This window comes from Streptomyces altiplanensis (assembly GCF_053591575.1).
In genome coordinates this window covers 16,757-37,059 of the sequence record NZ_JBSFUB010000007.1, presented here as the reverse complement: position 1 = coordinate 37,059, position 20,303 = coordinate 16,757, and the positions used below count along the sequence as shown (strand labels likewise).

The following is a 20,303-nucleotide window of genomic DNA, read 5'->3' as shown; positions in this document are numbered from 1 at the left end:
TGACCGCCGGTCACGGCAATGCCCGCGGTCGGGTTCTGCCGGATGTGGAGGTCCTCGACGCCGCGGCCCTTCGGCCTTCAGGGCGCGAGCTGGGCCGTTTCCTTCGTCCGGCCGCGCCGGGACAGTGCGGCGGCCGTGCGCATCAGCAGCGGCAGCAGCCCGTACGCGGCCACCGGCACCACTATCGCCGTCAGGACGAGTGTCTGTACGGCGAGCGGCAGCGGACTGACCCACGGCCGCAGCGCGACCATGACGACGGTGATCGTCGGGTACACGGCCAGCCAGGTCAGCAGGGCCCGGACGTGCACCGACGGGGCGAACGGGGTGGAGCGTGATGAGGACATGGGTCTACCCCTCCTGAGTGCTGGAGACGTCTCCAACTCGTTGGTTGGAGATACTGGCACGGCCCGGCGATCATGTCCAACCGCCTGGTTGGAACTGGCATACCCTGAGGCCCATGGCATGGGACACGGAACGGACGAAGCGGCTGCTCCTGGAGGCCGCCCGGGCGGAGTTCGCCGAACATGGCATCGCCGGAGCGCGGGTGGACCGGATCGCGGCGAAGGCCGGGGTCAACAAGGAGCGCATCTACGGCTATTTCGGCAACAAGGAGAAGCTGTTCAACGTGGTGCTCGTCGACGCCATGACGGAGCTGGCCGACAAGGTGCGGCCGGGCGAGGGCCCGGTCGGCGAGTACGTCGGCCGGCTCTTCGACTTCCACCGCAGGGACCCGGCGCTGCTGCGGCTGCTGATGTTCGAGGCGCTGTACTACGGGGACACGCTGGTGGACCAGAACCCGAGGCGCATCGAGTGGTACGAGGACGCGGTCGCGACCCTGGCAAAGACCAGGGGCTGCACGACGGATGAGGCCGGGCACCTCCTGATCACCCTGGTCGGGCTGGCCGCCTGGCCGGTCGCGATGCCGCAGCTGGCCCCGCTGGTGCTGGGCGCGCAGGGGCGGGACGACGAGGCGCTGACCGGCCTGCGGCAGTTCGTGGTCGCTTTCGCGGAACGCGGCGTGCGGCCGACGGGAGAAGGCGAAAAGCCGGAGTGAGAGGGCCGTGGGCTTGCGAACCCACGGTCCCCCACGGTCCCCCTCGGCCCTTCTCGGTCTTCCTCGGTGCCGACGGCCCGGCCGGATGTTCAGGCGTTCGGGCCGTCCCCCTTCTCCGGGATGCGCGCGCCCGCGCCGCCGACCCTGATACGCCCGTCGCCCGCGCGCAGTTCCACCGTCAGGACGCCGGGGCGCCCCATGTCGTCGCCCTGGTGGAGGGTGAGCACCGACTCCTGCGGTACGAGGCCCAGTTCACGCGCGTACGCCCCGAAAGCCGCCGCCGCGGCCCCCGTCGCCGGGTCCTCCACGACGCCGCCCACCGGGAACGGGTCGCGGACGTGGAACGTCGTCGCGTCCTCGCGCCACACCAGCTGCACCGTCGTCAGGTCCAGGCGGCGCATCAGCGCGGCCAGTCGCTCGAAGTCGTACGACAGCCGCGCCAGCCGCTCGCGGGTCGCGGCCGCCAGGACCAGGTGGCGGTTGCCGGCGTACGCGATGCGCGGCGGGAAAGCCGGGTCGAGGTCGGCGGCGGCCCAGTCCAGCGCGGCCAGCGCCTCCGCCACCTCGCCCTCCGCCACGTCCGCCACGTGCGGCTCGACGCTGGTGAGGGTGGCGCGGTACGCGCCGTCGGCGGACTCGGTCACCTCCACCGGGACCGTGCCGGCCGGCGTCTCGAAGACCAGCTCCCCCGGGCGGCCCCGGTGCTCGGCGAGCGCGATCGCCGTCGCGACGGTGGCGTGACCGCAGAACGCGACCTCGGCCTGCGGGCTGAAGTACCGGACGGTGAAGGCGCGTCCGGGCTCCAGCTCCTCCGTGAGGAACGCGGTCTCGCTGTAGCCGACCTCGGCCGCCACGGCGAGCATGGCCGTGGCGTCGAGCCCGGCCGCGTCCAGGACCACACCCGCCGGATTGCCACCCTCCGGGTCGGTCGAGAAGGCCGTGTACCGCAGGACGCCGGTGTGGGTGAATGACTTCATACCGCGGCCAACCACCGCACCCGCCGTGATGTTCCCTCCGCCGTGATCTCCCTCAGCCGCGCCCGACGTACGGCATCGTCGTCGCCAGCACCGTCGCGAACTGCACGTTCGCCTCCAGCGGCAGCTCCGCCATGTGCAGCACCGTGCGCGCCACGTCCCGCACGTCCATCACCGGCTCCGCCATCAGCTCGCCGTTCGCCTGGAGGATGCCCGCCTGCATCCGCTCCGTCATGTCCGTCGCCGCGTTGCCGATGTCGATCTGACCGCACGCGATCCGGTACGGACGCCCGTCCAGGGAGAGGGACTTGGTCAGGCCCGTCATGGCGTGCTTGGTGGTCGTGTACGCGAGGGAGCGCGGCCGGGGCGCGTGCGCCGAGACCGAGCCGTTGTTGATGATCCGGCCGCCCTGCGGGTCCTGGCCCTTCATCTGCCGGAACGCCGCCTGCGCGCAGAGGAACGAGCCGGTGACGTTCACGTCGACGACCGAGCGCCACTCCTCGTACGCGATGTCCTCCACCGGCACGCCGCGCGGCCCGAACGTGCCCGCGTTGTTGAAGAGCAGGTCGAGCCGCCCGTACCGCTCGCGCACGGCGGCGAAGAGCGCGTCCACGTCGCCGGGCGCGGACACGTCCGCCGGTACGCACAGGGTGTCGCCGCCGGCCGCCTCCGCGGTCTCTTCGAGGGGCTGCGCACGCCGTCCCGCCAGCGCCACCGACCACCCCGCCCCGGCCAGGGCGAGTGCGACGGCCCGGCCGATGCCCGAGCCCGCTCCGGTCACGACGGCGGTCTTCGTCTGAGGGTTCATGGCCCAGCAGCGTACGTGACACGTACATGAAAGCGAGGCGACGCCCCGCGCCACTCCAATGCCTCTGACAACAGCCGTCAGGGGAGGGGCAGATGACTACCACATCGGACGCGTCGGACGCGTCGGGCGCATCGGGCACACCAGGCGTATCGGGCGCATCGGGCCGTGGTCACGGCCAGGAGCTCAGGGCCGCCGCACGGCACATCCACCGCCGCCGGTTCCTCACCGTCACCGGAGCCGCCGCCGCGCTCGCCTTCGCGACGAACCTGCCGGGGACCGCCCAGGCCGCGGAGTTCGACGCCAGGAAGATCACGGACGACCCCTTCACCCTCGGCGTCGCGTCCGGCGATCCGCTGCCCTCGTCCGTACTCCTGTGGACGAGACTGGCCCCCAGGCCGTACGAGCCGGACAGCGGCCTGCCGCGCGCCCGCGTCCAGGTGCGCTGGGAGCTCGCCCGCGACGCCGGATTCAGACGGACCGTCAGGCGCGGCCACGTCACCGCGCACCCCGAGTTCCACCACAGCGTCCGCGTCGAGGCCGGCGGGCTCGACCCCGACCGCGTCTACTACTACCGCTTCCGCGCGGGCGACTGGATCAGCCCGGCCGGCCGCACCCGCACGGCGCCCGCCCGCTCCGCGCGGATCAGCGAGCTGCGGCTCGGCGCGGTCTCCTGCCAGGCGTACCACGACGGGTACTTCACCGCGTACAAGCACCTCGCGGAGGAGGACCTCGACGTCGTCTTCCACCTCGGCGACTACCTCTACGAGTACGCCGTGAACGCCGCCGGGGGCGCCCGCGCCTACCCCGACCGCCGCGTGCCCGCCCACTTCAACCGCGAGACGGTCACGCTGGAGGACTACCGCCTGCGGTACGCCCTCTACAAGTCCGACCCCGACCTGATGGCCGCGCACGCCGCGCACCCCTTCGTCGTCACCTGGGACGACCACGAGACGGAGAACAACTACGCGGGCGGCACCCCCGAGAACGGCGTACCGCCCGAGGAGTTCCTGCTGCGCCGGGCGGCGGCGTACCGCGCCTACTGGGAGAACCAGCCGCTGCGCGCCCCGCAGCAGCCCGACGGCGCGGACATGCGGCTCTACCGGCGGCTGCACTTCGGGCGGCTCGCGCAGTTCGACATCCTCGACACCCGCCAGTACCGCTCCAACCAGGCGTACGGCGACGGCTGGCAGCTCCCGGGCCCCGAGTCCGAGGACCCGTCGCGCACCATGACCGGCGCGGAGCAGGAGCGGTGGCTCATCGACGGCTGGCGCGACTCGCGGGCGCGGTGGAACGTCGTGCCGCAGCAGGTCACCTTCGCCCGGCGGCGCAGCGCGGGCGATCCGAAGGTCAGCATGGACGCGTGGGACGGCTACCCGGCCTCGCGCAGGCGCGTGCTCGACGGCGCGGAGGCGGCCGGCGTCGACAACCTCGTGGTGCTCACGGGCGACGTCCACGTGTCGTACGCCTTCGACCTGAAGAAGGACTTCGAGGACCCGGCCTCGCGCACCGTCGGCACGGAGTTCGTCGCCACGTCCATTTCCAGCGGCAAGGACGGCGCGCAGAGGCCCGCCAACTACGACCGCCTGATGCAGGGCAACGCGCACCTGAAGTTCTACGACGGCAGGCGCGGCTACACGACGCTCACGCTCGGCGAGGACGCGGCGCGCGCGGACTTCCGGACGGTGTCCGCGGTCACCACGCCCGGCGCGCCGGTCACGACCGCCGCCTCACTGGTCACCGAGGCGGGGAATCCGGGCCTGAAGCCCGCTTAGACCTCGTCCCCCGGGTAGCGGACGCCGATGCGGTCGCGCACCGCGTCGAGCGTCCGCATCACGGCGAGACTGCCGTCCAGCGGGACCAGCGGCGACTCCTTCTCGCCCGCGCGCAGACAGCGCATCACCTCGGCCGCTTCGTACTGGAGGCTGTGACGGCTGCCGGCCCCGGCGGTGAACTCCTCCGGCTCCGCCCCGTTCCGGTGCAGCGTGAACCGGTCGGGGTAGAAGAATCCGCGCCCCAGCTCGATCCTGCCCTCCGTCCCCGTCACGGCCGCCGTGATGGGGGTGTCGGCGGTGATGGAACAGCTCAGCAGCGCCGTCGCCCCCGCATCCCACCCGAGCAGCATGCCGGTGTTCAGGTCGACGCCCTCCGGCGACAGCAGCGCGTCGGCCTGTACGCGGTCGGGCTCGCCCAGCAGCAGATGCGCGAACGACACCGGGTACACGCCGAGGTCCAGCAGCGCCCCGCCGCCCAGCGCGGGATCGCGCAGCCGGTGCTCGGGCGCGAACGGCCCCGCGAGCCCGAAGTCGGCGTGCACGGTGCGCACTTCCCCGATCGCCCCGTCCTTCACCAGCTCCGTGAGCCGTCTGATGGCGGGGTTGCAGTACATCCACATCCCCTCCATCAGGAAGCGGTCGTGGCGCCGGGCCACGGCGACCAGTTCCTCCGCCTCACGGGAGTTGAGCGTGAACGCCTTCTCGCACAGCACCGCCCGGCCCGCCTCCAGGCACAGGCCGGCGGCCACCCGGTGCGCGGAGTGCGGGCCTGCGACGTACACCACATCGACGTCCTCGTCCGCGGCGAGCTCCGCCCAGCTCCCGTACGCCCGCGGTATCCCGAACCGCTCGGCGAACGCCTTCGCGCCGGCGGTCGTACGGGATGCCACCGCCACCACCTCGGCGTTCTCCGTCTCCCGCATCTCCAGCAGATCCGCGGTGAACGAGGACGCGATGCCGCCCGTCGCCAGCACGCCCCACCGCACGGTTCTTCCGCCCATACCCAGCTCCCAGGAAAAGGTGTCGACCACTCCGGCCGAGCTGAGAGCATAGATACGTATTCAACGACATGGAGATGCGAATGCCGGAGACCGGCCAGTCCGCGCAAGGTCACATACCCGGGGCGGAGGCCGCGGCCGCAAACGGCCCCGCCCCCGCCCCCGTTGCCACCACCGCCGCCCGTCGCACGGGTCTCCTGGTCACGCTGGTACTCGGCGGGCTCACCGCCCTGCCGCCGCTCTCCATGGACATGTACCTCCCCGCCCTGCCCGCGGTCACGGAGTCCCTGCGCTCGCCCGCCGCGACCGTGCAGCTCACCCTGACCGCGTGCCTGGCCGGCATGGCGCTCGGACAGCTGGTCGTGGGCCCGATGAGCGACCGGTTCGGCCGCCGCGGGCCGCTCCTCCTCGGCATGGTCGTGTACGTCGCGGCCACCGCGATCTGCGCGTTCGCGCCCTCCGCCGAACTCCTCGTCGCCTTCCGCCTCCTCCAGGGGCTCGCGGGGGCGGCGGGCATCGTGATCGCCCGAGCGGTGGTCCGCGACCTCTACGACGGCGTCGAGATGGCGCGTTTCTTCTCCACCCTGATGCTGATCTCCGGTGTCGCGCCGGTCGTCGCGCCGGTCATCGGCGGCCAGGTGCTCCGCCTGACGGACTGGCGGGGCATCTTCGCCGTCCTCACCGCCGTCGGCGTCCTCCTCACCCTCGTCGTGTGGAAGTGGCTGCACGAGACGCTGCCGCCCGGCCGGCGTCACGAGGGAGGCGTGGGCGAGGCCCTGCGCACGATGCGCGGCCTCCTCGCGGACCGCGTCTTCACCGGCTACCTGCTGGCCGGCGGTCTCGCCTTCGCCGCCCTCTTCGCCTACATCGCCGCCTCGCCCTTCGTGATCCAGGAAATCTTCGGAGCGTCCCCGCAGACCTTCAGCCTGCTCTTCGGCATCAACTCGATCGGCCTGATCACCGTCGGCCAGATCAACGGCAAGCTGCTGGTGGGCCGGGTCAGCATGGACAAGGTCCTGGCCGTGGGCCTGGTCCTCATCGCGCTCGCGTCGCTCGCGCTGCTCCTGATGACCACAGGCGTCTTCGGCGAGGCCGGCCTGGTCCCGGTCGCGGCCGGACTCTTCGTCCTGATGTCGTCGATGGGCCTCGCCCTGCCCAACACCAACACCCAGGCCCTGATGCGCACTCCGCACGCGGCGGGCTCGGCGTCCGCGCTGCTCGGCACGTCGTCGTTCCTGATCGGCGCCGTCGCCTCACCGCTGGTCGGCATCGCGGGCGAGGCGACGGCGGTCCCGATGGCGGTGGTCCAGCTGACCTGCGCACTGGCCTCCCTGACGTGCTTCGCGGTCCTGTGCCGCCCGTGGCGGCGCACCGCGTCGGTGTGACCCCGGCGTCTCCCGGGCGGCCTGCCCGCGACCGCCGGGCGCGCTCGGGGCCTCAGCCCCGGCGGGCGTAGGCGATCAGGTGGGGGCGGTCCTTGCGGTCCGTCCAGGAGAACAGGGCCGTGCCCGCCACCTCCACCGCGGGTACGTGCACGTCCGCCGGGAGCGCCGTCGGCTCCGACGTGGTGAGGTCGGCCTCCACGGGGGTGCGCGTCGCCGTCGTGCCGTACGCGATGCCCGTGTCCGTCACCGCCGTCAGGGACAGCGGCTTCGTGCCGTCCGCCTCCTCGAAGCAGTGCCCCGCCCCCGTCTCCAGGTCGAAGCCCAGCCTTCCCGCCACCACGTACCGCCCCTCCGGCGCCACCGCCGCCTGCGGGTGCCTCCCGGGCTCCATCGCCGGCTTGCGGCACTCCGCCCTCGCCAGCGCCTTCCCCGTCGCCGTGTCGTGCACCGCCCACACGTCGTAGCCGTCCGCGCCCGCGCTGCCCCGCTTCTTCTGCCACCGGGCGAGCACGTGCCCGCCCGCCATCGACGTCGGCACCCCCGACGCCGCGTCCGTCCCGGCCGGGGCGGCCTTTTGGCTGTGCCAGCCGTCGCGCACCCAGAAGCCCCGGCGCCCGCTCACCAGGACCCCCTTCTCCGTGACCGCCCGCACCTGGGTCTGCACCCGGCAGTCCCCGCAGCCCTTCGGATAACGGAGATCCTTCGGGGCCAGCCGCGACACCCGGCCCGTCACCGGATCGACGACCGCGCTGTCCGCGCCGCCGTCGCTGACGAGGATGCCGGGGCCGGACCCGTTCACGGCCGGGGTGCCGGCCCAGGGCAGCTCGACGCGCCGCTGCGCACCGCTTTGCGCGTCGTACACGTCGAGCGCCACGATCATGCCGGCGGCGGTCAGCGCGTCCTCGCCGACCTGCCCGTACGACCAGGTGACGAAGAACTCCCGGCCGTCCTTCGCGACGGACAGCAGCCGGGGGAAGTGCGCCGGGTCGGAGAGCGGCCGCCAGGCGTCGCCCGCCCACCGCGTCCGCCCGCTCACCGCGTCGACGGCCCGCAGCCGGAAGCGGACGGCGGACACCCGCTCCAGGTACCCGACCCGGCCCGCGCCCACGGCGACCGCGTACTCGGCCGACGCACCGGTGACCTCCCAGCCCCGCCGGTTGGTGTACGCCGGAGGGACGGCCAGCCGCGTCGCGGGCCCGGCCGCGCTCTTCCGCGCGGGCTCCGCCGGCCCGGCCTTCCGCGGCCCGCCCGTACGGCCGTCGCCGTCGCCGCCGCCGCACGTGGCCAGCAGGAGCAGCAGAGCCAGGACGGTCACACCGGCCACCAGCGCCACGCGTACGACCCGCTGTCCCATGCGTCCCCCCGACGGTCGAGTCAACGGGCGCCAGCGTAGCAACCGCCTCTCGCACCGCATCAGTTCCTCCGCGCACCCTCCCGCCCCGGTACGGGCGATCCGCGGTGTACTCCGGAAGTGCCTAAAATCTTCCGGTGAACTCCACCCTCCCCACCGCAGAAGCCCTGCGCACCGCACTCGCCGGACTTCTCGACGGGCTGCCGCCCAAGCAGGCCGCACAGGCCGTCGAGCGGCTGATCACCAGCTACCGGGGGACCACCCCCACCGACGCGCCCGTCCTGCGCGACCGCTCCGACGTCGCCGCGTACGCCGCGTACCGGATGCCGGCGACCTTCGAGGCGGTACGTTCCGCGCTCGCCGCCCTCCGCGACGCGGCCCCGGAGTGGACCCCGGCGACGCACACGGACATCGGCGGCGGGACGGGGGCCGCGACCTGGGCCGTGGCGGAGGCGTGGCGGGAGGAGCCGGCCAGCACGGTCGTCGACTGGGCCGAGCCCGCCCTCGCGCTCGGCCGGGAGCTCGCCGAGGCCTCCGGCTCGCCCGCCCTGCGCGCGGCGGCCTGGCAGCGCTCCCGGATCGGATCGGCGCTCCGGATCGAGAGCACCGATCTCGTCACCGTCTCGTACGTCCTCAAGGAGCTCACCGCCGCCGACCGCGCGCACCTCGTCACCGAGGCCGCCCGCGCCGCCCGCGCCGTCGTGGTCGTCGAGCCCGGCACCCCCGACGGCTACCTCCGCGTCATCGAGGCCAGGCAGCAGCTGATCGACGCGGGCCTGCGCGTCGCCGCCCCCTGCCCGCACAGCGGCGCCTGCCCCATCGAGCCCGGCGCCGACTGGTGCCACTTCTCGGCCCGGGTGAGCCGTTCCTCCCTGCACCGCCAGGTGAAGGGAGGCTCGCTGCCGTACGAGGACGAGAAGTTCAGCTACGTCGCCGCCGTCCGCGACGGCGTGGACGCCGATCCGGCCGCCAACCGCGTGATCCGCCGGCCGCAGATCCGCAAGGGCATGGTCCTGCTGGAACTGTGCGCGAAGCCGGAGGAGCTCACCCGCGAGACGGTCACCAAGAAGCGCCACGGCGACCTCTACCGGGCGGCCCGGGACATCGACTGGGGCGACGCCTGGCCGCCGCCCCCGCCGGCCGCTCCCTAGCCGCGCAGCTCCTGTGTGCAGCACTTCACGCTGCCGCCGCCCTTGAGCAGCTCCCCGAGGTCCATCCCGACCGGTTCGTACCCGCGTGCCCGCAACGGTTCGAAGAGCCCGAGCGCGCTGTGCGGCAGCAGCACGTGGCGCCCGTCGCTCACCGCGTTGAGCCCGAGCGCCGCCGCGTCCGCCTCCCGGGCGACGATCGCGTCGGGGAAGAGCCGGGCGAGGACGGCCCGGCTGCCGGGGGAGAAGGCGCCGGGGTAGTACATGATCTCGTCCTCGCGGTCGTCGAGGACGGCCAGCGCGGTGTCCAGGTGGTAGTAGCGCGGGTCGACGAGGTCCAGGCCGATGACCGGGCGGCCGAAGAACTCCTGCGCCTCGTCGTGCGAGAGCGGGCTGGAGCGGAAGCCCCGCCCGGCGAGGATCCAGGACGAGGTGACGGCGAAGTCGCCCTCGCCCTCGTTGATGTGCGCGGGCTCGCGGATCTCGGTGAAGCCGTGGGCGCGGAACCACTCCAGGTGCGCCTCGGCCTCCGGTGTCCGTTCCGCGTACGCGAACCGGGCGCCGAGCACCCGTCCGTCGATGACGGTGGCGCCGTTGGCGGCGTACACCATGTCGGGCAGGCCGGGCCTGGGGGTGAGGAGCTCGACGGTGTGGCCGAGGCTCAGGTAGCGGTCGCGCAGGTCCTCCCACTGGGCGAGGGCCAGCGGCAGGTCGACCGGCTTTCCGGGGTCCATCCAGGGGTTGATGGAGTACGTCACCCTGAAGTGCTCCGGGGGACACATCAGATAGCGGCGGGGCGAGGCGTCACGAGGCAATGAGGGCTCCTCACGAGCGGCATGGCGCACCGAGTGTGCGTGAGAGCCATGGTGCGCCGTACGGAGCCGTCGCGCTGTGCACCGATCGGGTGGTTCCCGGCTGGTCAGTCCGCGCCCAGAGCGCGAGACGTATCGTCTCGCCATGCTGGTAGATTGGCCTCATGGCCGACACCGGAACCCCCAGAACGCCCAGGACCCCCGACTCCACGCGCCGCAGCGAGCGCTCGCGCCGCGCGATCTACGAGGCGGCCCTCTCCCTCGTCGGCGAGGCGGGCTACGCCAGGACGACGATCGAGGGCATCGCCGCCCGCGCCGGCGTGGGCAAGCAGACGATCTACCGCTGGTGGCCCTCGAAGGCCGCCGTGCTGCTCGAAGCCTTCATCGACCTCGGTGAACAGGCCGCGAAGGCGGCGGGCGGCGGCGACGGCGTGTACGAGTTCCCCGACACCGGAGACCTGGCGGCCGACCTCAGGACGGTCCTGCGCGCCACCGTCGACGAACTCGTCGACCCCAGGTACGAAGCCCCCACCCGCGCCCTCACCGCCGCGGGCGTCGTCGACCCGGCCCTGGGCGCGGAGTTCGTGGAGAAGCTGCTCGAACCGTCGCTCCAGCTGTACGTGAAGCGGCTGCGCGCGGCGCAGGAGGCCGGCGACGTACGGGACGGGATCGACCCGCGCGTCGCCGTGGAGCTGTTCGCCGGCCCGCTCTTCCACCGCTGGCTGCTGCGCACCCTCCCGCTCACGCACGAGTACGCCGACGCCCTCGTCGACTGCGCGCTGGGCGGTCTCGCCCCGCGCCGGTAGCACGTGGAGGTGAATTCGCTCACGGGGCCGCAGGGGGCGGCCGCTGCCGTACGGGCGGTCACCGCAGGGCCGCGTACCGGGGCAAAGGTGTCCATCGCACCGCCGCCGTGCTGCCGGCCCGCGTACCCCGGATGGGGACTGCGGCCACCCGAGGCGCAGGATGGTGGCAGCATGGACAGCACAACGCTGAGGTGAGGGGTTGAATGGGCGCCGACTTCGGCCGCTATCGCGGCACAGAGAGCAGGCAGAGGGTGGAGAGCAGACTGCCCCAGTGGCTGCGCCGCCGCCCGAAGGCCGCCGCCGCCCACGACGCGGCCGAGAACCGCGAGGCCCTGCTCCTGGCCGCCGCCGCCGCGGGTCTGCCGCTCGCCCCCGCGGCGCACCCCGTCGGATACCGGTGTTCGTGCGAACGCGTCGGCTGTCCCACCCCCGCCCGGCACCCCCTCTCGTTCGCCTGGCAGACCCAGTCGACCACCGACTCCGCGCAGGTCGAACGCTGGGTCGAGGGGCAGCCGGAGGCCAACTTCATCACCGCGACGGGCATGGTCCACGACGTTCTCGACGTACCGCTCGAAGCGGGCCGCAGCGCGCTGGAGCGGCTGCTCGAAGCCGGGGTCGACGTCGGGCCCGTGGCCGAGTTCGGCGCCGGCAACGGCGACGAGGCGCGCCTGCTCTTCTTCACCGCCACCCGCGGCACCCCGGACGACGAGGACGAGTGGTGGCCGTGCGAGCTGGACTGCCACCCCGAGACCATGGACGAGCATCCGGGGCTGCGCTGGCACTGCCGCGGCAGCTACGTCCTCGTACCGCCCGCGAAGCTGCCCGGCGAGCACGAGGTCAGCTGGGTCCGCGGCCTCGAACACCCGCTGCCCGACCCGCTGACCCTCCTGGAGACGCTGACCGACGCCTGCGCGCGGTACGTCGGCGAGGACGACCCCGACGACCACCACGCGGTGGCCTGGCCGCTGGGCCGCTGAGCCCCGGGCCGCGCGCGGGCGCCGGTCAGGAGCCCTGGGCGGCCGTGAGCCCCTGGATCCGGGAGAGCACCGTCACCTGCTGCTCCTGCTGCTTGCCCTTGCCCGCGCCGGCCGCGCCCTTCTCCGGCACCTGCACGACCTGACTGGAGACCCGCTCCTTGGTGAGCTTGGTCTTCGCGGTGCCGGTCATCAGCGCCCGTACGTCGGCGTTGAGGTCCAGCCGCACCCCCTGGGCCACGGTCTGCTGCTCGTACTGGCGGGTGGCGAAGAACACCGTCGCACCGCCGCCCTCCGTGACGAGCCCCAGCGGCGCGAACGCCCCGCTGTCCAGGCGCTGGTCGGCGTACTGGACGGAGCGCCCGACCTGGCGCGCCGCCTTCTGGCGTGCCTGGCGCACGGCGGAGGTGTGCGGCCCCGGCGCGAAGACCTCGGGCTCGCCGTTCTGCATGTACGACGCGTACTGCTCGCTCAGGTCCTTCGGCGCCACCACGAGTCCGGGCGCGTCCGGCTCGACCGCCTCGGCCCAGCCGTCCTCGTCCTTCTTGAAGTCGGGCATCCGGGCCGGTGTGAGGACCCACAGGTGCGAGACCTCCCACAACTGGTCGGCACCGCCGCGTACGAACACCAGCAGCCAGCGGGTGTCGAGCCGGCCGGTGTCCTGGTCGCGGTTGCTGTCGGCGTCCGCGACGAACCACCGGGGCCAGCCCGCCTTCTTGGGAATGGCGTACTTTGCGTCGGTCAGCTCCAGCGGCTCGTGGCGCGGATTGCCGTCCGGGTTCTGCGCCTGCCGCGCCTTGAGCCCGGCCTGGTTGATCGCGCCGAGCGCGCCGGTGACCCGCCCCGCGTCGAGGGCCGGGTCGTACGCCTTGTCCGCCTTGTTGTACGCGGCCGTGAAGTCCTCGAGGGCCCGGGCGGCCTCGGCCTTCGTCGCCGACGGTACGACCTCCAGCTCGCCGTGCACCGTCACGCACCCACTCGCCGTCACCGACAGTGCCGTCGCCGCCGCGAGACCCGTTCCCAGCCGCTTCAGCGTGCTCAGCCTGCTCATGCGCTGCCTTCTGTGTCTTCGTCCCCACCGACTCCGGAACCCTACCGGGGGCAGGAGAGGCGCGAGCGTGGGGACCGGGTACAGCGGCCGCACCGTGACCTGGCGGACAGCCGGACCCCGGCGGGCCGGTGCTTCAATGCCGGGATGAACGAACTCGACGTACTCCGCGTCTTCTGCGGCCCCGGCGGACACCACGGCAACGCCCTCGGCGTCGTGCGCGACGGGCGTACGTGCCCCGACGAGGCGTCCCGGCAGGCGCTCGCCGCCGAACTCGGCTTCAGCGAGACCGTGTTCGTCGACGACCCCGAGCGCGGTGTCGTCGACATCCACACGCCGGGCCTGCGCCTGCCCTTCGCCGGACACCCCCTGGTGGGCGTCGCCTGGCTGCTCGACCTGGAAGTGGTCAGCCCGCCCGCGGGGGAGGTGTGGGCGCGCCACGACGGCGAGTTCACCTGGATCACGGCGCGCCCCGAGTGGGCCCCGCCGTGCCGCCTCCAGCGGTACGCGACGGCCGCCGAGGTCGACGCGCTGCCCGCGCCCCCTCCGGGCGAGGGCCGGCTGTACGCCTGGGCCTGGGAGGACGAGGCGGCGGGCCGGGTCCGCGCCCGGGCGTTCCCGCGCCGCGACGACGGCATCACGGAGGACGAGGCGACCGGCACGGCGGCCCTCCTGCTCACCGCCGGACTGGGCCGCGCCCTGAACATCACGCAGGGCCGCGGCTCCCAGATCCTGACGGCGCCGGGGCCCGACGGCATGATCGAGATCGGCGGCCGGGTCCGCTTCGCCCCGCACGCGGCGCACCGGTCGCACTAGGCGCTGAGCGGGAACTCCCTGCCCAGTTCCCGGAAGACCGCGCCGTTGAAGCCGAAGGCGCGCTTGCACTCGTCGACGATGCGCCGCTTCTCCAGGTCGTCCGCGTTCACCCGGTCCAGCAGCTCGCGGTAACCCCGCTTGAAGGCCGCCGGGTTGGGGATGTCCTCGAAGACGTAGAAGCGCACCCCGTCGCCCTTGCGCGCGAAGCCCCACGTCTTCTCCGCCTTGTCGCGGATGATCTGGCCGCCCGACAGGTCGCCGAGGTAGCGGGTGTAGTGGTGCGCCACGTACCCGGCCGGCCAGTCGCGCGCGCACTCGGCGACCCGCTCGGCGTACGCCGCGGTCGCGGGCAGCGGCTCGGCCCCTGCGCGCCAGTGCGCGCCGCGCAGGTGCGCCAGGTCGCGCTCCAGCTCGGCCGTGCGCATCAGCTCGGGCTGGATGAACGGGCCCGCGACCGGGTCGTCCGCCAGTGGCCCGGCCGCGTCCTCCAGCGCCCGGTACACGAACCACAACTGCTCGGTGTAGCGCGCGTACGCGTCCACGGGGAGCTTCCCGCCGAGCAGGTCGCTCATGAAGGTCGAGGTCTCCGCCTCGGTGTGCTGCTCGTGCGAGGCGACGCGGATGAGCGTGGAGAACGGTGTTCCGGCGGTGGTGGCGGCTGTGACGGTTGCGTCCAAGGCGGGCCTCCGGGGGGCCGAGGGGGACGGGAAAGGAGGAGCGTGCGGTGGCAGCACGCGCAGCCGCCACCGCCGATCTTCCTGCTTAGGTATGCCTAAGTCAATGAGTTCCCGACGACCTGTCGGTAAAAACGCTACCGCGCGGATCCGTTCACGGCAGCGTGAGAATGTCCGCGCCGGTCTCCGTCACCACCAGGGTGTGCTCGAACTGCGCCGTCCGCTTCCGGTCCTTGGTCACGACCGTCCAGCCGTCGTCCCACATGTCGTACTCGTGCGTGCCGAGCGTGAGCATCGGCTCGATGGTGAAGGTCATGCCGGGCTGCATCACCGTCGTCGCGTGCGGGCTGTCGTAGTGCGGAATGATCAGTCCGGAGTGGAACGAGGAGTTGATCCCGTGCCCCGTGAAGTCCCGCACCACGCCGTAGCCGAAGCGCTTGGCGTACGACTCGATCACCCGCCCGATGACGTTGATCTGGCGCCCCGGCTTGACGGCCTTGATCGCGCGCATCAGCGACTCCCGGGTGCGCTCCACGAGCAGCCGCGACTCCTCGTCGACGTCGCCGCACAGGTACGTCGCGTTGTTGTCGCCGTGCACGCCGTTGATGTACGCCGTGACGTCGAGGTTCACGATGTCGCCGTCCCGGAGCACCGTGGAGTCCGGGATGCCGTGGCAGATGACCTCGTTGACGGAGCTGCACAGCGACTTCGGGTAGCCGCGGTATCCGAGGGTAGACGGGTACGCACCATGATCGATCATGAAGTCGTGAGCGACCCGGTCCAGCTCGTCCGTGGTCACCCCCGGCGCGATGTGCTTGGCGGCCTCCTCCATCGCCTGCGCGGCGATGCGGCCCGCGATGCGCATCCGCTCGACGGTGTCGGAATCCTGGATCTCCGGGCCGGTGTACGGCGTGGGCGCCGGCTTCCCGACGTACTCGGGGCGCCGGATGTTGCCGGGGACGGAGCGGGCGGGAGAGAGCTCCCCTGGTACGAGCAGCGACTGGCCAGACATGCAAGCGAGTGTATCCAGCCGCCATCGGGCAGCATGGCGGCAGAGGAAGGAGCCGACGATGGCCCTGTTCAAGAAGCGCACAGCCGGAAAGCCGGGCGAATGGTTCTACTGCCTGGAGCACAAGAAGGTGGAAGAGGGCCCGGAGTGCCCGGCCAAGGACCGCTTCGGCCCCTATCCGACGCGTCAGGAGGCGCAGCGCGCGATGGAGACCGCGGCCGAGCGCAATCTCCAGTGGGAGACGGACCCGAAGTGGCACGACAGGAACGACGAGCGGCCGGGGGCGGACGGCGCCTGACCACCGGGAGCCTGACCACCGCTCGCCGCTCGCCGGGCGTCGTTCGCCGGGCGCCCGCTCACCCCGCCGCTTCAGCCGCCGTCGCGTCCTTCTGGGCCCGGCGGCGCTGTGCGTCCGTGTCCGTGTCCGTGTCGTACGTCATGAGCTTCGGCAGCGCCGCGGCGAGCAGGCCGACGGAGGCCAGGCAGGCGAGGCCGCCGCTCCAGACGGCGGGCCGGGTCCCGGACCAGCCCGCCATGGCGCCGGCCCGCACCTGGCCGAGCTGCGGGCCGACGCTGTACGAGAGCACTTCGATGCCCGCGAGCCGGCCGCGCAGCTCCTCCGGGACGGTCTGGTTCCAGATGGTCGACCGCCCGAGCCCGCTGAGCATGTCGCCCCCGCCCGCGACGGCCAGGCACACCAGCACCGCCCACACGTTCGAGAACCACCCGGCGGCGGCGATCGCGAGCCCCCAGCCGGCCGCGCCGTACACGACCAGCTGCCCGTGCCGCCTGATGCGCGAGGCCCAGCCGCTGGTCAGACTGACGACGACCGATCCGACGGACCCCGCGGCGAACATCAGGCCGAGCGCCCACTCGGCGTCGAGGTCGTCCGCGAGGAACGGGAAGACCGCGTTGGGGAACGCGAAGAACATCGCGGCCATGTCGACGGCGTACGTCCCGAGCAGTACGGGGCGGCTCCACGCGTAGCGCGCGCCCTCCGCGATGCCGCGCAGGGACGGCCTGGACGCGTCGTGGGAGGCCGGCGCCGCCCCGAGCCGGGTGCACAGCGCGACGGACACCGCGAACGCGGCGACGGTGACGGCGTACGCCGTGGCATGCCCGGCGTACGCGACGACCACGCCCGCCAGGGCGGGGCCGGCGATCGCACCGGTCTGCCAGCGCAGTGAGTTGAGCGCGGCGGCGGCGGTGAGCTGGTCGTGCGGCACGATCCGCGCCATGAGGGAGTCGAGCGCCGGGCGCTGCAGCCCGGCGAGCGCGGAAACGCCGGCCGCCACCCCGTACAGCGGCCACAGCGAAGGCTCGTCCAGCAGCGAGTTCACCAGCAGCAGGACCGCCAGCACGCCCAGCCCGGCCTCGCTCAGCAGGATGACCTTGCGCCGGTCGGCGGCGTCGGCCAGCGCCCCGCCGTACAGCCCGAACACGACCAGCGGCACCAGTTCGACGGCGCCCATCGCGCCGACGGCGAGCGGCGAGTCGGTGAGCTCCTTGATCTGCAGCGGCATCGCGACCATCGCCATGAAGCTGCCGAAGTAGGTGATGAGCCCCTGGACGAACAACAGGCGGAAGTCGCGCGACGAGCGCCAGGGAGCGAGATCCGGCAGTACCGCCGCGAGCTTCGAGGTCACGACCGGCCATGGTCCGCGACCACGCGCCCCCCGGGCAACCGGTTTACGTCCTGCCGGGCGACTTCGGCCCGCACCGGCGCCGGCACCGCCCGCGCCCCCCGCCACCGTCCCGGCCGGTCGGCTGACGGGCCCCTACCACCGTCCCGGCGGCGGGGCCGTCAGCTGGTCGGCCAGCCGGGACAGCCGGTCCCGAAGCCGCCGCTTCCCCCGCGGCGCGGGCAGGCTGTTCTCCCCGGCCGCCGCGCTCACCAGGTGCTGCACCGTGTCCAGGTCCACGTCCCCGTCCGCCGGTACGGACAGCGCCTCGTGCGCCAGCCCCTGGATCTCCCGGTCCCCGCCGTCCAGCGAGAGCACGGTCGCCCCGGCCCGCCGCGCGTCGTGCACCCGCTCCAGCAGCCCCGCCCCCGGCCGCTCCGGCGCCACGACGAGCAGGGTCTCGCCCCGGCCGGCCGCCTCGATCCTGCCCAGTCCCACCGACAGGTGCGCGGGCTCTCCGGGCCGCACCCGGTGGCGTACGAGCGTGGGGTTCAGCTCCGCGAGCCCGGACCAGGCCGCCTCGTCGACGAGGTGCGCGGCCAGGTGCCACGGCTCGTACGCCTCGGTTCCCACCAGCAGCAGCCCGCCGCCGTGCGGCACGACGGACGACCGCAGGGTCCCGGCGAACCGCCGGGTGGCCGGCAACCACTCGGTGCCGTCGAGGACTTCGCGCAGCAGGGCGACACGTACGGCATCCATGCCGCGGCATCCTGCCCTACGTCCGCGCCGGCCGCGGGCGAATGCCGTCGCCTCACCCGGACGAGCGTGCTACCTCCGAGTAGGGTCGGCTCATGACTTCCACCGACAACGCGAAGAAGCCCGCCGCCAAAGACCCCTGGGACCTCCCGGACGTGTCCGGCCTGGTCGTGGGGGTGCTCGGCGGGACCGGCGATCAGGGGCGCGGTCTCGCGTACCGGCTGGCCAGGGCCGGCCAGAAGGTGATCATCGGCTCGCGCGCCGCCGGGCGCGCGCGGAGCGCCGCCGACGAGCTGGGCCTCGGCGTCGAGGGCGCGGACAACGCGGAGTGCGCGCGCCGCAGCGACATCGTGATCGTCGCCGTGCCGTGGGACGGCCACGCCGAGACGCTCGAAGCGCTGCGCGAGGAACTGCGCGGCAAGCTCGTCGTCGACTGCGTCAACCCGCTCGGTTTCGACAAGAAGGGCGCGTACGCCCTGAAGCCGGAGGAGGGCAGCGCCGCCGAGCAGGCCGCCGCCCTGCTGCCGGACTCACGGGTGACCGCCGCCTTCCACCACCTGTCGGCCGTCCTCCTCCAGGACGCGGCGGTCGAGGAGATCGACACCGACGTGATGGTGCTGGGCGAGACGCGCGCCGACACCGACCTGGTGCAGGCCCTGGCGGCCCGCATCCCGGGCATGCGCGGCGTCTTCGCGGGCCGGCTGCGCAATGCCCACCAGGTGGAGTCGCTGGTCGCCAACCTGATCTCGGTGAACCGCCGCTACAAGGCGCACGCGGGCCTGCGCGTGACCGACGTATAAGCACGATCGGGGCATGGTGGACACTGGACGGGAAGCATTCCGTACCCGGACAGGAGCCGCTCCCATGCCCCGCCTCGCTCTGTACGCCCTCGTCGTCTGCGCCCTCGCCGTGGCCGCGGCGGTGGTGTCCTTCGTCCAGGGCACCTGGCTCGGGATCATCTGGATCCTGCTGGCGGGAGTCACCTCCAACATGGCCTGGTACTACCTGCGCAGGGCGAAGGCCGAACGGGAGACCCCGGTCACCCGATAGTCGGGGGCAGCTGCGGTTCGCCCTGCCAGAAGCGGTAGAACCGCTGGCCCAGGGCGGGGTCCAGGGCGGGGACGCCCAGCCCGCGCAGGACCGCGTCCACCGCGTCGAAGAAGAGCTGGTTGACCCCCGGGATCCACAGCACGCCGAAGACCAGCAGCAGCCCGAAGGGCGCGAGCGGCTCGACCTGGCGGCGGATCCCGTACGAGAGCCAGGGCTCTATCACGCCGTAACCGTCGAGGCCCGGCACCGGCAGGAAGTTCAGGATCGCCGCCGTGACCTGGAGCAGGGCGAGGAACCCGAGTGCGTAACGGAACACGTCGGGGACGCCGTCCAGCGCGTCCAGCCAGAACGGCGCGGTGCACACGACCGCGAACAGCACGTTCGTCAGCGGCCCCGCCGCCGAGATCAGGCTGTGCTTCCAGCGGCCCCGGATGCGGCTCCGCTCGATGAAGACGGCGCCGCCGGGCAGACCGATACCGCCCATGATCACGAAGAGCACCGGCAGCACGATGCTCAGCAGCGCATGGGTGTACTTCAGCGGGTTGAGGGTCAGATACCCCTTCGCACCGACGGAGATGTCGCCGCTGTGCAGGGCGGTGCGGGCGTGCGCGTACTCGTGCAGGCAGAGCGAGACGATCCACGCGGACGTGACGAAGAGGAAGACGGCGAAGCCGGTGCTCGCCGAGAACTCCGTCCACACCGCCCAGCCGGAGACCGCCATGACGGCGGCGATCCCGAGGAAGACGGGACTGATCCGCCGGTCGCGACGGGTGAGGGCGGTGGTCATGCGCGGGGCTCCCGGGGTGGAGGACGGGCGTACGGGCGGGACTGGGAAAACGTCTCGCGCGGCAACGGTAGTTCCGGCAAAGCTGGATCCATGGCGCTCTGGAGAATCATGTACGACGGCCGGCAGGCGGAATACTGCGGCGAACCGTTCCCGGTGGGCGGCGAAGCGCGGTGGCGGCCGACGCTGCGGGGGCCGGACGACGTGCCGGAGACCGTCGGCCCGGTCCGCTCCCTCCAGGTGGTCGCCGAGGGGTACGCCGCGACGCGCGCCGGGGGGCGTACGTACGAGCCGGTGCCCGGCGAACGCCTGCTGCGGGCGGTCGGCGCCCGCCCCGAGTGGTTCGGCGGGACGGCGGAACCGGACCGGGCGGGGCGCGCCCACCGGCGCCGGGAGGCCGGGGTCCTGGCCGGGCTGGAGACACCCGGCGGCCCGGCGGCCGCACGCCTTGGACAATAGGGC

The 20,303-nt window shown here is 73.0% G+C and carries 23 protein-coding genes; 11 read left to right on the top strand and 12 right to left on the bottom strand.

From position 1 onward, the window contains the following. Positions 1 to 77 precede the first annotated feature (77 nt). Positions 78 to 344, bottom strand: a complete 267-nt coding sequence (locus ACWD0Y_RS04910; RefSeq protein ID WP_450259057.1) for a hypothetical protein — start codon at positions 342 to 344, stop codon at positions 78 to 80. 113 nt (positions 345 to 457) lie between these two features. Between ACWD0Y_RS04910 and ACWD0Y_RS04905 the strand changes: the two genes are divergently transcribed. Then, on the top strand, positions 458 to 1,054 hold the full coding sequence (locus tag ACWD0Y_RS04905) for a TetR/AcrR family transcriptional regulator (RefSeq protein ID WP_450259056.1): 597 nt from the start codon (positions 458 to 460) through the stop codon (positions 1,052 to 1,054). A gap of 89 nt (positions 1,055 to 1,143) precedes the next feature. Here ACWD0Y_RS04905 and ACWD0Y_RS04900 read toward each other — a convergent pair whose 3' ends face one another. Further along, positions 1,144 to 2,031, bottom strand: a complete 888-nt coding sequence (locus ACWD0Y_RS04900; RefSeq protein WP_450259055.1) for a PhzF family phenazine biosynthesis protein — start codon at positions 2,029 to 2,031, stop codon at positions 1,144 to 1,146. 52 nt (positions 2,032 to 2,083) lie between these two features. Further along, positions 2,084 to 2,836, bottom strand: a complete 753-nt coding sequence (locus tag ACWD0Y_RS04895) for an SDR family oxidoreductase (protein ID WP_450259054.1) — start codon at positions 2,834 to 2,836, stop codon at positions 2,084 to 2,086. Positions 2,837 to 2,928: 92 nt separating this feature from the next. Here ACWD0Y_RS04895 and ACWD0Y_RS04890 point away from each other — a divergent pair, with 92 nt between their 5' ends. Then, positions 2,929 to 4,608 (top strand): alkaline phosphatase D family protein, encoded by a 1,680-nt coding sequence (locus ACWD0Y_RS04890; protein ID WP_450259053.1) that lies wholly within the window; start codon positions 2,929 to 2,931, stop codon positions 4,606 to 4,608. Here ACWD0Y_RS04890 and ACWD0Y_RS04885 read toward each other — a convergent pair. After that, positions 4,605 to 5,609 (bottom strand): Gfo/Idh/MocA family protein, encoded by a 1,005-nt coding sequence (locus ACWD0Y_RS04885; RefSeq protein ID WP_450259052.1) that lies wholly within the window; start codon positions 5,607 to 5,609, stop codon positions 4,605 to 4,607. The genes ACWD0Y_RS04890 and ACWD0Y_RS04885 overlap by 4 nt on opposite strands. Before the next feature lie 80 nt (positions 5,610 to 5,689). Between ACWD0Y_RS04885 and ACWD0Y_RS04880 the strand changes: the two genes are divergently transcribed. Next, positions 5,690 to 6,991, top strand: a complete 1,302-nt coding sequence (locus tag ACWD0Y_RS04880) for a multidrug effflux MFS transporter (protein ID WP_450259051.1) — start codon at positions 5,690 to 5,692, stop codon at positions 6,989 to 6,991. Positions 6,992 to 7,043: 52 nt separating this feature from the next. Here ACWD0Y_RS04880 and ACWD0Y_RS04875 read toward each other — a convergent pair whose 3' ends face one another. Further along, positions 7,044 to 8,345, bottom strand: a complete 1,302-nt coding sequence (locus ACWD0Y_RS04875) for a hypothetical protein (RefSeq protein WP_450259050.1) — start codon at positions 8,343 to 8,345, stop codon at positions 7,044 to 7,046. Between the two features lie 134 nt (positions 8,346 to 8,479). Here ACWD0Y_RS04875 and ACWD0Y_RS04870 point away from each other — a divergent pair, with 134 nt between their 5' ends. Then, the gene (locus ACWD0Y_RS04870; protein WP_450259049.1) at positions 8,480 to 9,493 is read left to right on the top strand and encodes a small ribosomal subunit Rsm22 family protein; all 1,014 of its coding nucleotides are present in this window, start codon (positions 8,480 to 8,482) and stop codon (positions 9,491 to 9,493) included. Here ACWD0Y_RS04870 and ddaH read toward each other — a convergent pair. Beyond that, the gene (gene ddaH / locus ACWD0Y_RS04865; RefSeq protein ID WP_450259048.1) at positions 9,490 to 10,449 is read right to left on the bottom strand and encodes a dimethylargininase; all 960 of its coding nucleotides are present in this window, start codon (positions 10,447 to 10,449) and stop codon (positions 9,490 to 9,492) included. The two genes, ACWD0Y_RS04870 and ddaH, sit on opposite strands and share 4 nt — an antisense overlap. Before the next feature lie 17 nt (positions 10,450 to 10,466). Here ddaH and ACWD0Y_RS04860 point away from each other — a divergent pair, with 17 nt between their 5' ends. Both ACWD0Y_RS04860 and ACWD0Y_RS04855 read left to right on the top strand, forming a co-directional pair. Next, on the top strand, positions 10,467 to 11,108 hold the full coding sequence (locus tag ACWD0Y_RS04860) for a TetR/AcrR family transcriptional regulator (RefSeq protein WP_450259047.1): 642 nt from the start codon (positions 10,467 to 10,469) through the stop codon (positions 11,106 to 11,108). A 203-nt stretch (positions 11,109 to 11,311) separates the two neighbouring features. Beyond that, complete coding sequence (locus ACWD0Y_RS04855) at positions 11,312 to 12,085, top strand: bifunctional DNA primase/polymerase (protein WP_450259046.1); 774 nt, start codon at positions 11,312 to 11,314, stop codon at positions 12,083 to 12,085. A 25-nt stretch (positions 12,086 to 12,110) separates the two neighbouring features. Here ACWD0Y_RS04855 and ACWD0Y_RS04850 read toward each other — a convergent pair whose 3' ends face one another. Beyond that, positions 12,111 to 13,133 (bottom strand): hypothetical protein, encoded by a 1,023-nt coding sequence (locus ACWD0Y_RS04850; RefSeq protein ID WP_450259045.1) that lies wholly within the window; start codon positions 13,131 to 13,133, stop codon positions 12,111 to 12,113. Positions 13,134 to 13,277: 144 nt separating this feature from the next. On the opposite strand from ACWD0Y_RS04850, the gene ACWD0Y_RS04845 reads away from it, so the two are divergent. Further along, on the top strand, positions 13,278 to 13,946 hold the full coding sequence (locus ACWD0Y_RS04845; RefSeq protein WP_450259044.1) for a PhzF family phenazine biosynthesis protein: 669 nt from the start codon (positions 13,278 to 13,280) through the stop codon (positions 13,944 to 13,946). Here the strand turns inward: ACWD0Y_RS04845 and ACWD0Y_RS04840 are convergent. Both ACWD0Y_RS04840 and map read right to left on the bottom strand, forming a co-directional pair. Next, positions 13,943 to 14,623, bottom strand: coding sequence for a biliverdin-producing heme oxygenase (locus tag ACWD0Y_RS04840; RefSeq protein ID WP_450259043.1), 681 nt, complete (start codon positions 14,621 to 14,623; stop codon positions 13,943 to 13,945). The two genes, ACWD0Y_RS04845 and ACWD0Y_RS04840, sit on opposite strands and share 4 nt — an antisense overlap. A 151-nt stretch (positions 14,624 to 14,774) precedes the next feature. After that, positions 14,775 to 15,632 carry a type I methionyl aminopeptidase gene (gene map, locus ACWD0Y_RS04835; protein ID WP_450259042.1) on the bottom strand — a complete coding sequence of 286 codons (858 nt, stop codon included), beginning with the start codon at positions 15,630 to 15,632 and terminating at the stop codon, positions 14,775 to 14,777. A 58-nt stretch (positions 15,633 to 15,690) separates the two neighbouring features. Between map and ACWD0Y_RS04830 the strand changes: the two genes are divergently transcribed. Beyond that, entirely contained in the window at positions 15,691 to 15,927 is a 237-nt protein-coding gene (locus ACWD0Y_RS04830; protein ID WP_093801101.1) for a hypothetical protein, read from the top strand. A gap of 58 nt (positions 15,928 to 15,985) precedes the next feature. Here ACWD0Y_RS04830 and ACWD0Y_RS04825 read toward each other — a convergent pair whose 3' ends face one another. Then, entirely contained in the window at positions 15,986 to 17,275 is a 1,290-nt protein-coding gene (locus ACWD0Y_RS04825) for an MFS transporter (RefSeq protein ID WP_450259041.1), read from the bottom strand. A 132-nt stretch (positions 17,276 to 17,407) separates the two neighbouring features. Beyond that, positions 17,408 to 18,010: a hypothetical protein gene (locus ACWD0Y_RS04820; RefSeq protein ID WP_450259040.1), complete on the bottom strand. Its 603-nt coding sequence runs from the start codon at positions 18,008 to 18,010 to the stop codon at positions 17,408 to 17,410. Positions 18,011 to 18,102: 92 nt separating this feature from the next. Between ACWD0Y_RS04820 and npdG the strand changes: the two genes are divergently transcribed. Next, on the top strand, positions 18,103 to 18,807 hold the full coding sequence (gene npdG, locus ACWD0Y_RS04815; RefSeq protein ID WP_450259039.1) for an NADPH-dependent F420 reductase: 705 nt from the start codon (positions 18,103 to 18,105) through the stop codon (positions 18,805 to 18,807). A 64-nt stretch (positions 18,808 to 18,871) separates the two neighbouring features. Beyond that, positions 18,872 to 19,057 carry a hypothetical protein gene (locus ACWD0Y_RS04810; RefSeq protein WP_450259038.1) on the top strand — a complete coding sequence of 62 codons (186 nt, stop codon included), beginning with the start codon at positions 18,872 to 18,874 and terminating at the stop codon, positions 19,055 to 19,057. Here the strand turns inward: ACWD0Y_RS04810 and ACWD0Y_RS04805 are convergent. Beyond that, positions 19,047 to 19,844 (bottom strand): site-2 protease family protein, encoded by a 798-nt coding sequence (locus ACWD0Y_RS04805; RefSeq protein ID WP_450259037.1) that lies wholly within the window; start codon positions 19,842 to 19,844, stop codon positions 19,047 to 19,049. The genes ACWD0Y_RS04810 and ACWD0Y_RS04805 overlap by 11 nt on opposite strands. A 90-nt stretch (positions 19,845 to 19,934) precedes the next feature. On the opposite strand from ACWD0Y_RS04805, the gene ACWD0Y_RS04800 reads away from it, so the two are divergent. After that, complete coding sequence (locus ACWD0Y_RS04800; protein WP_450259036.1) at positions 19,935 to 20,300, top strand: DUF6578 domain-containing protein; 366 nt, start codon at positions 19,935 to 19,937, stop codon at positions 20,298 to 20,300. Positions 20,301 to 20,303 lie beyond the last annotated feature (3 nt).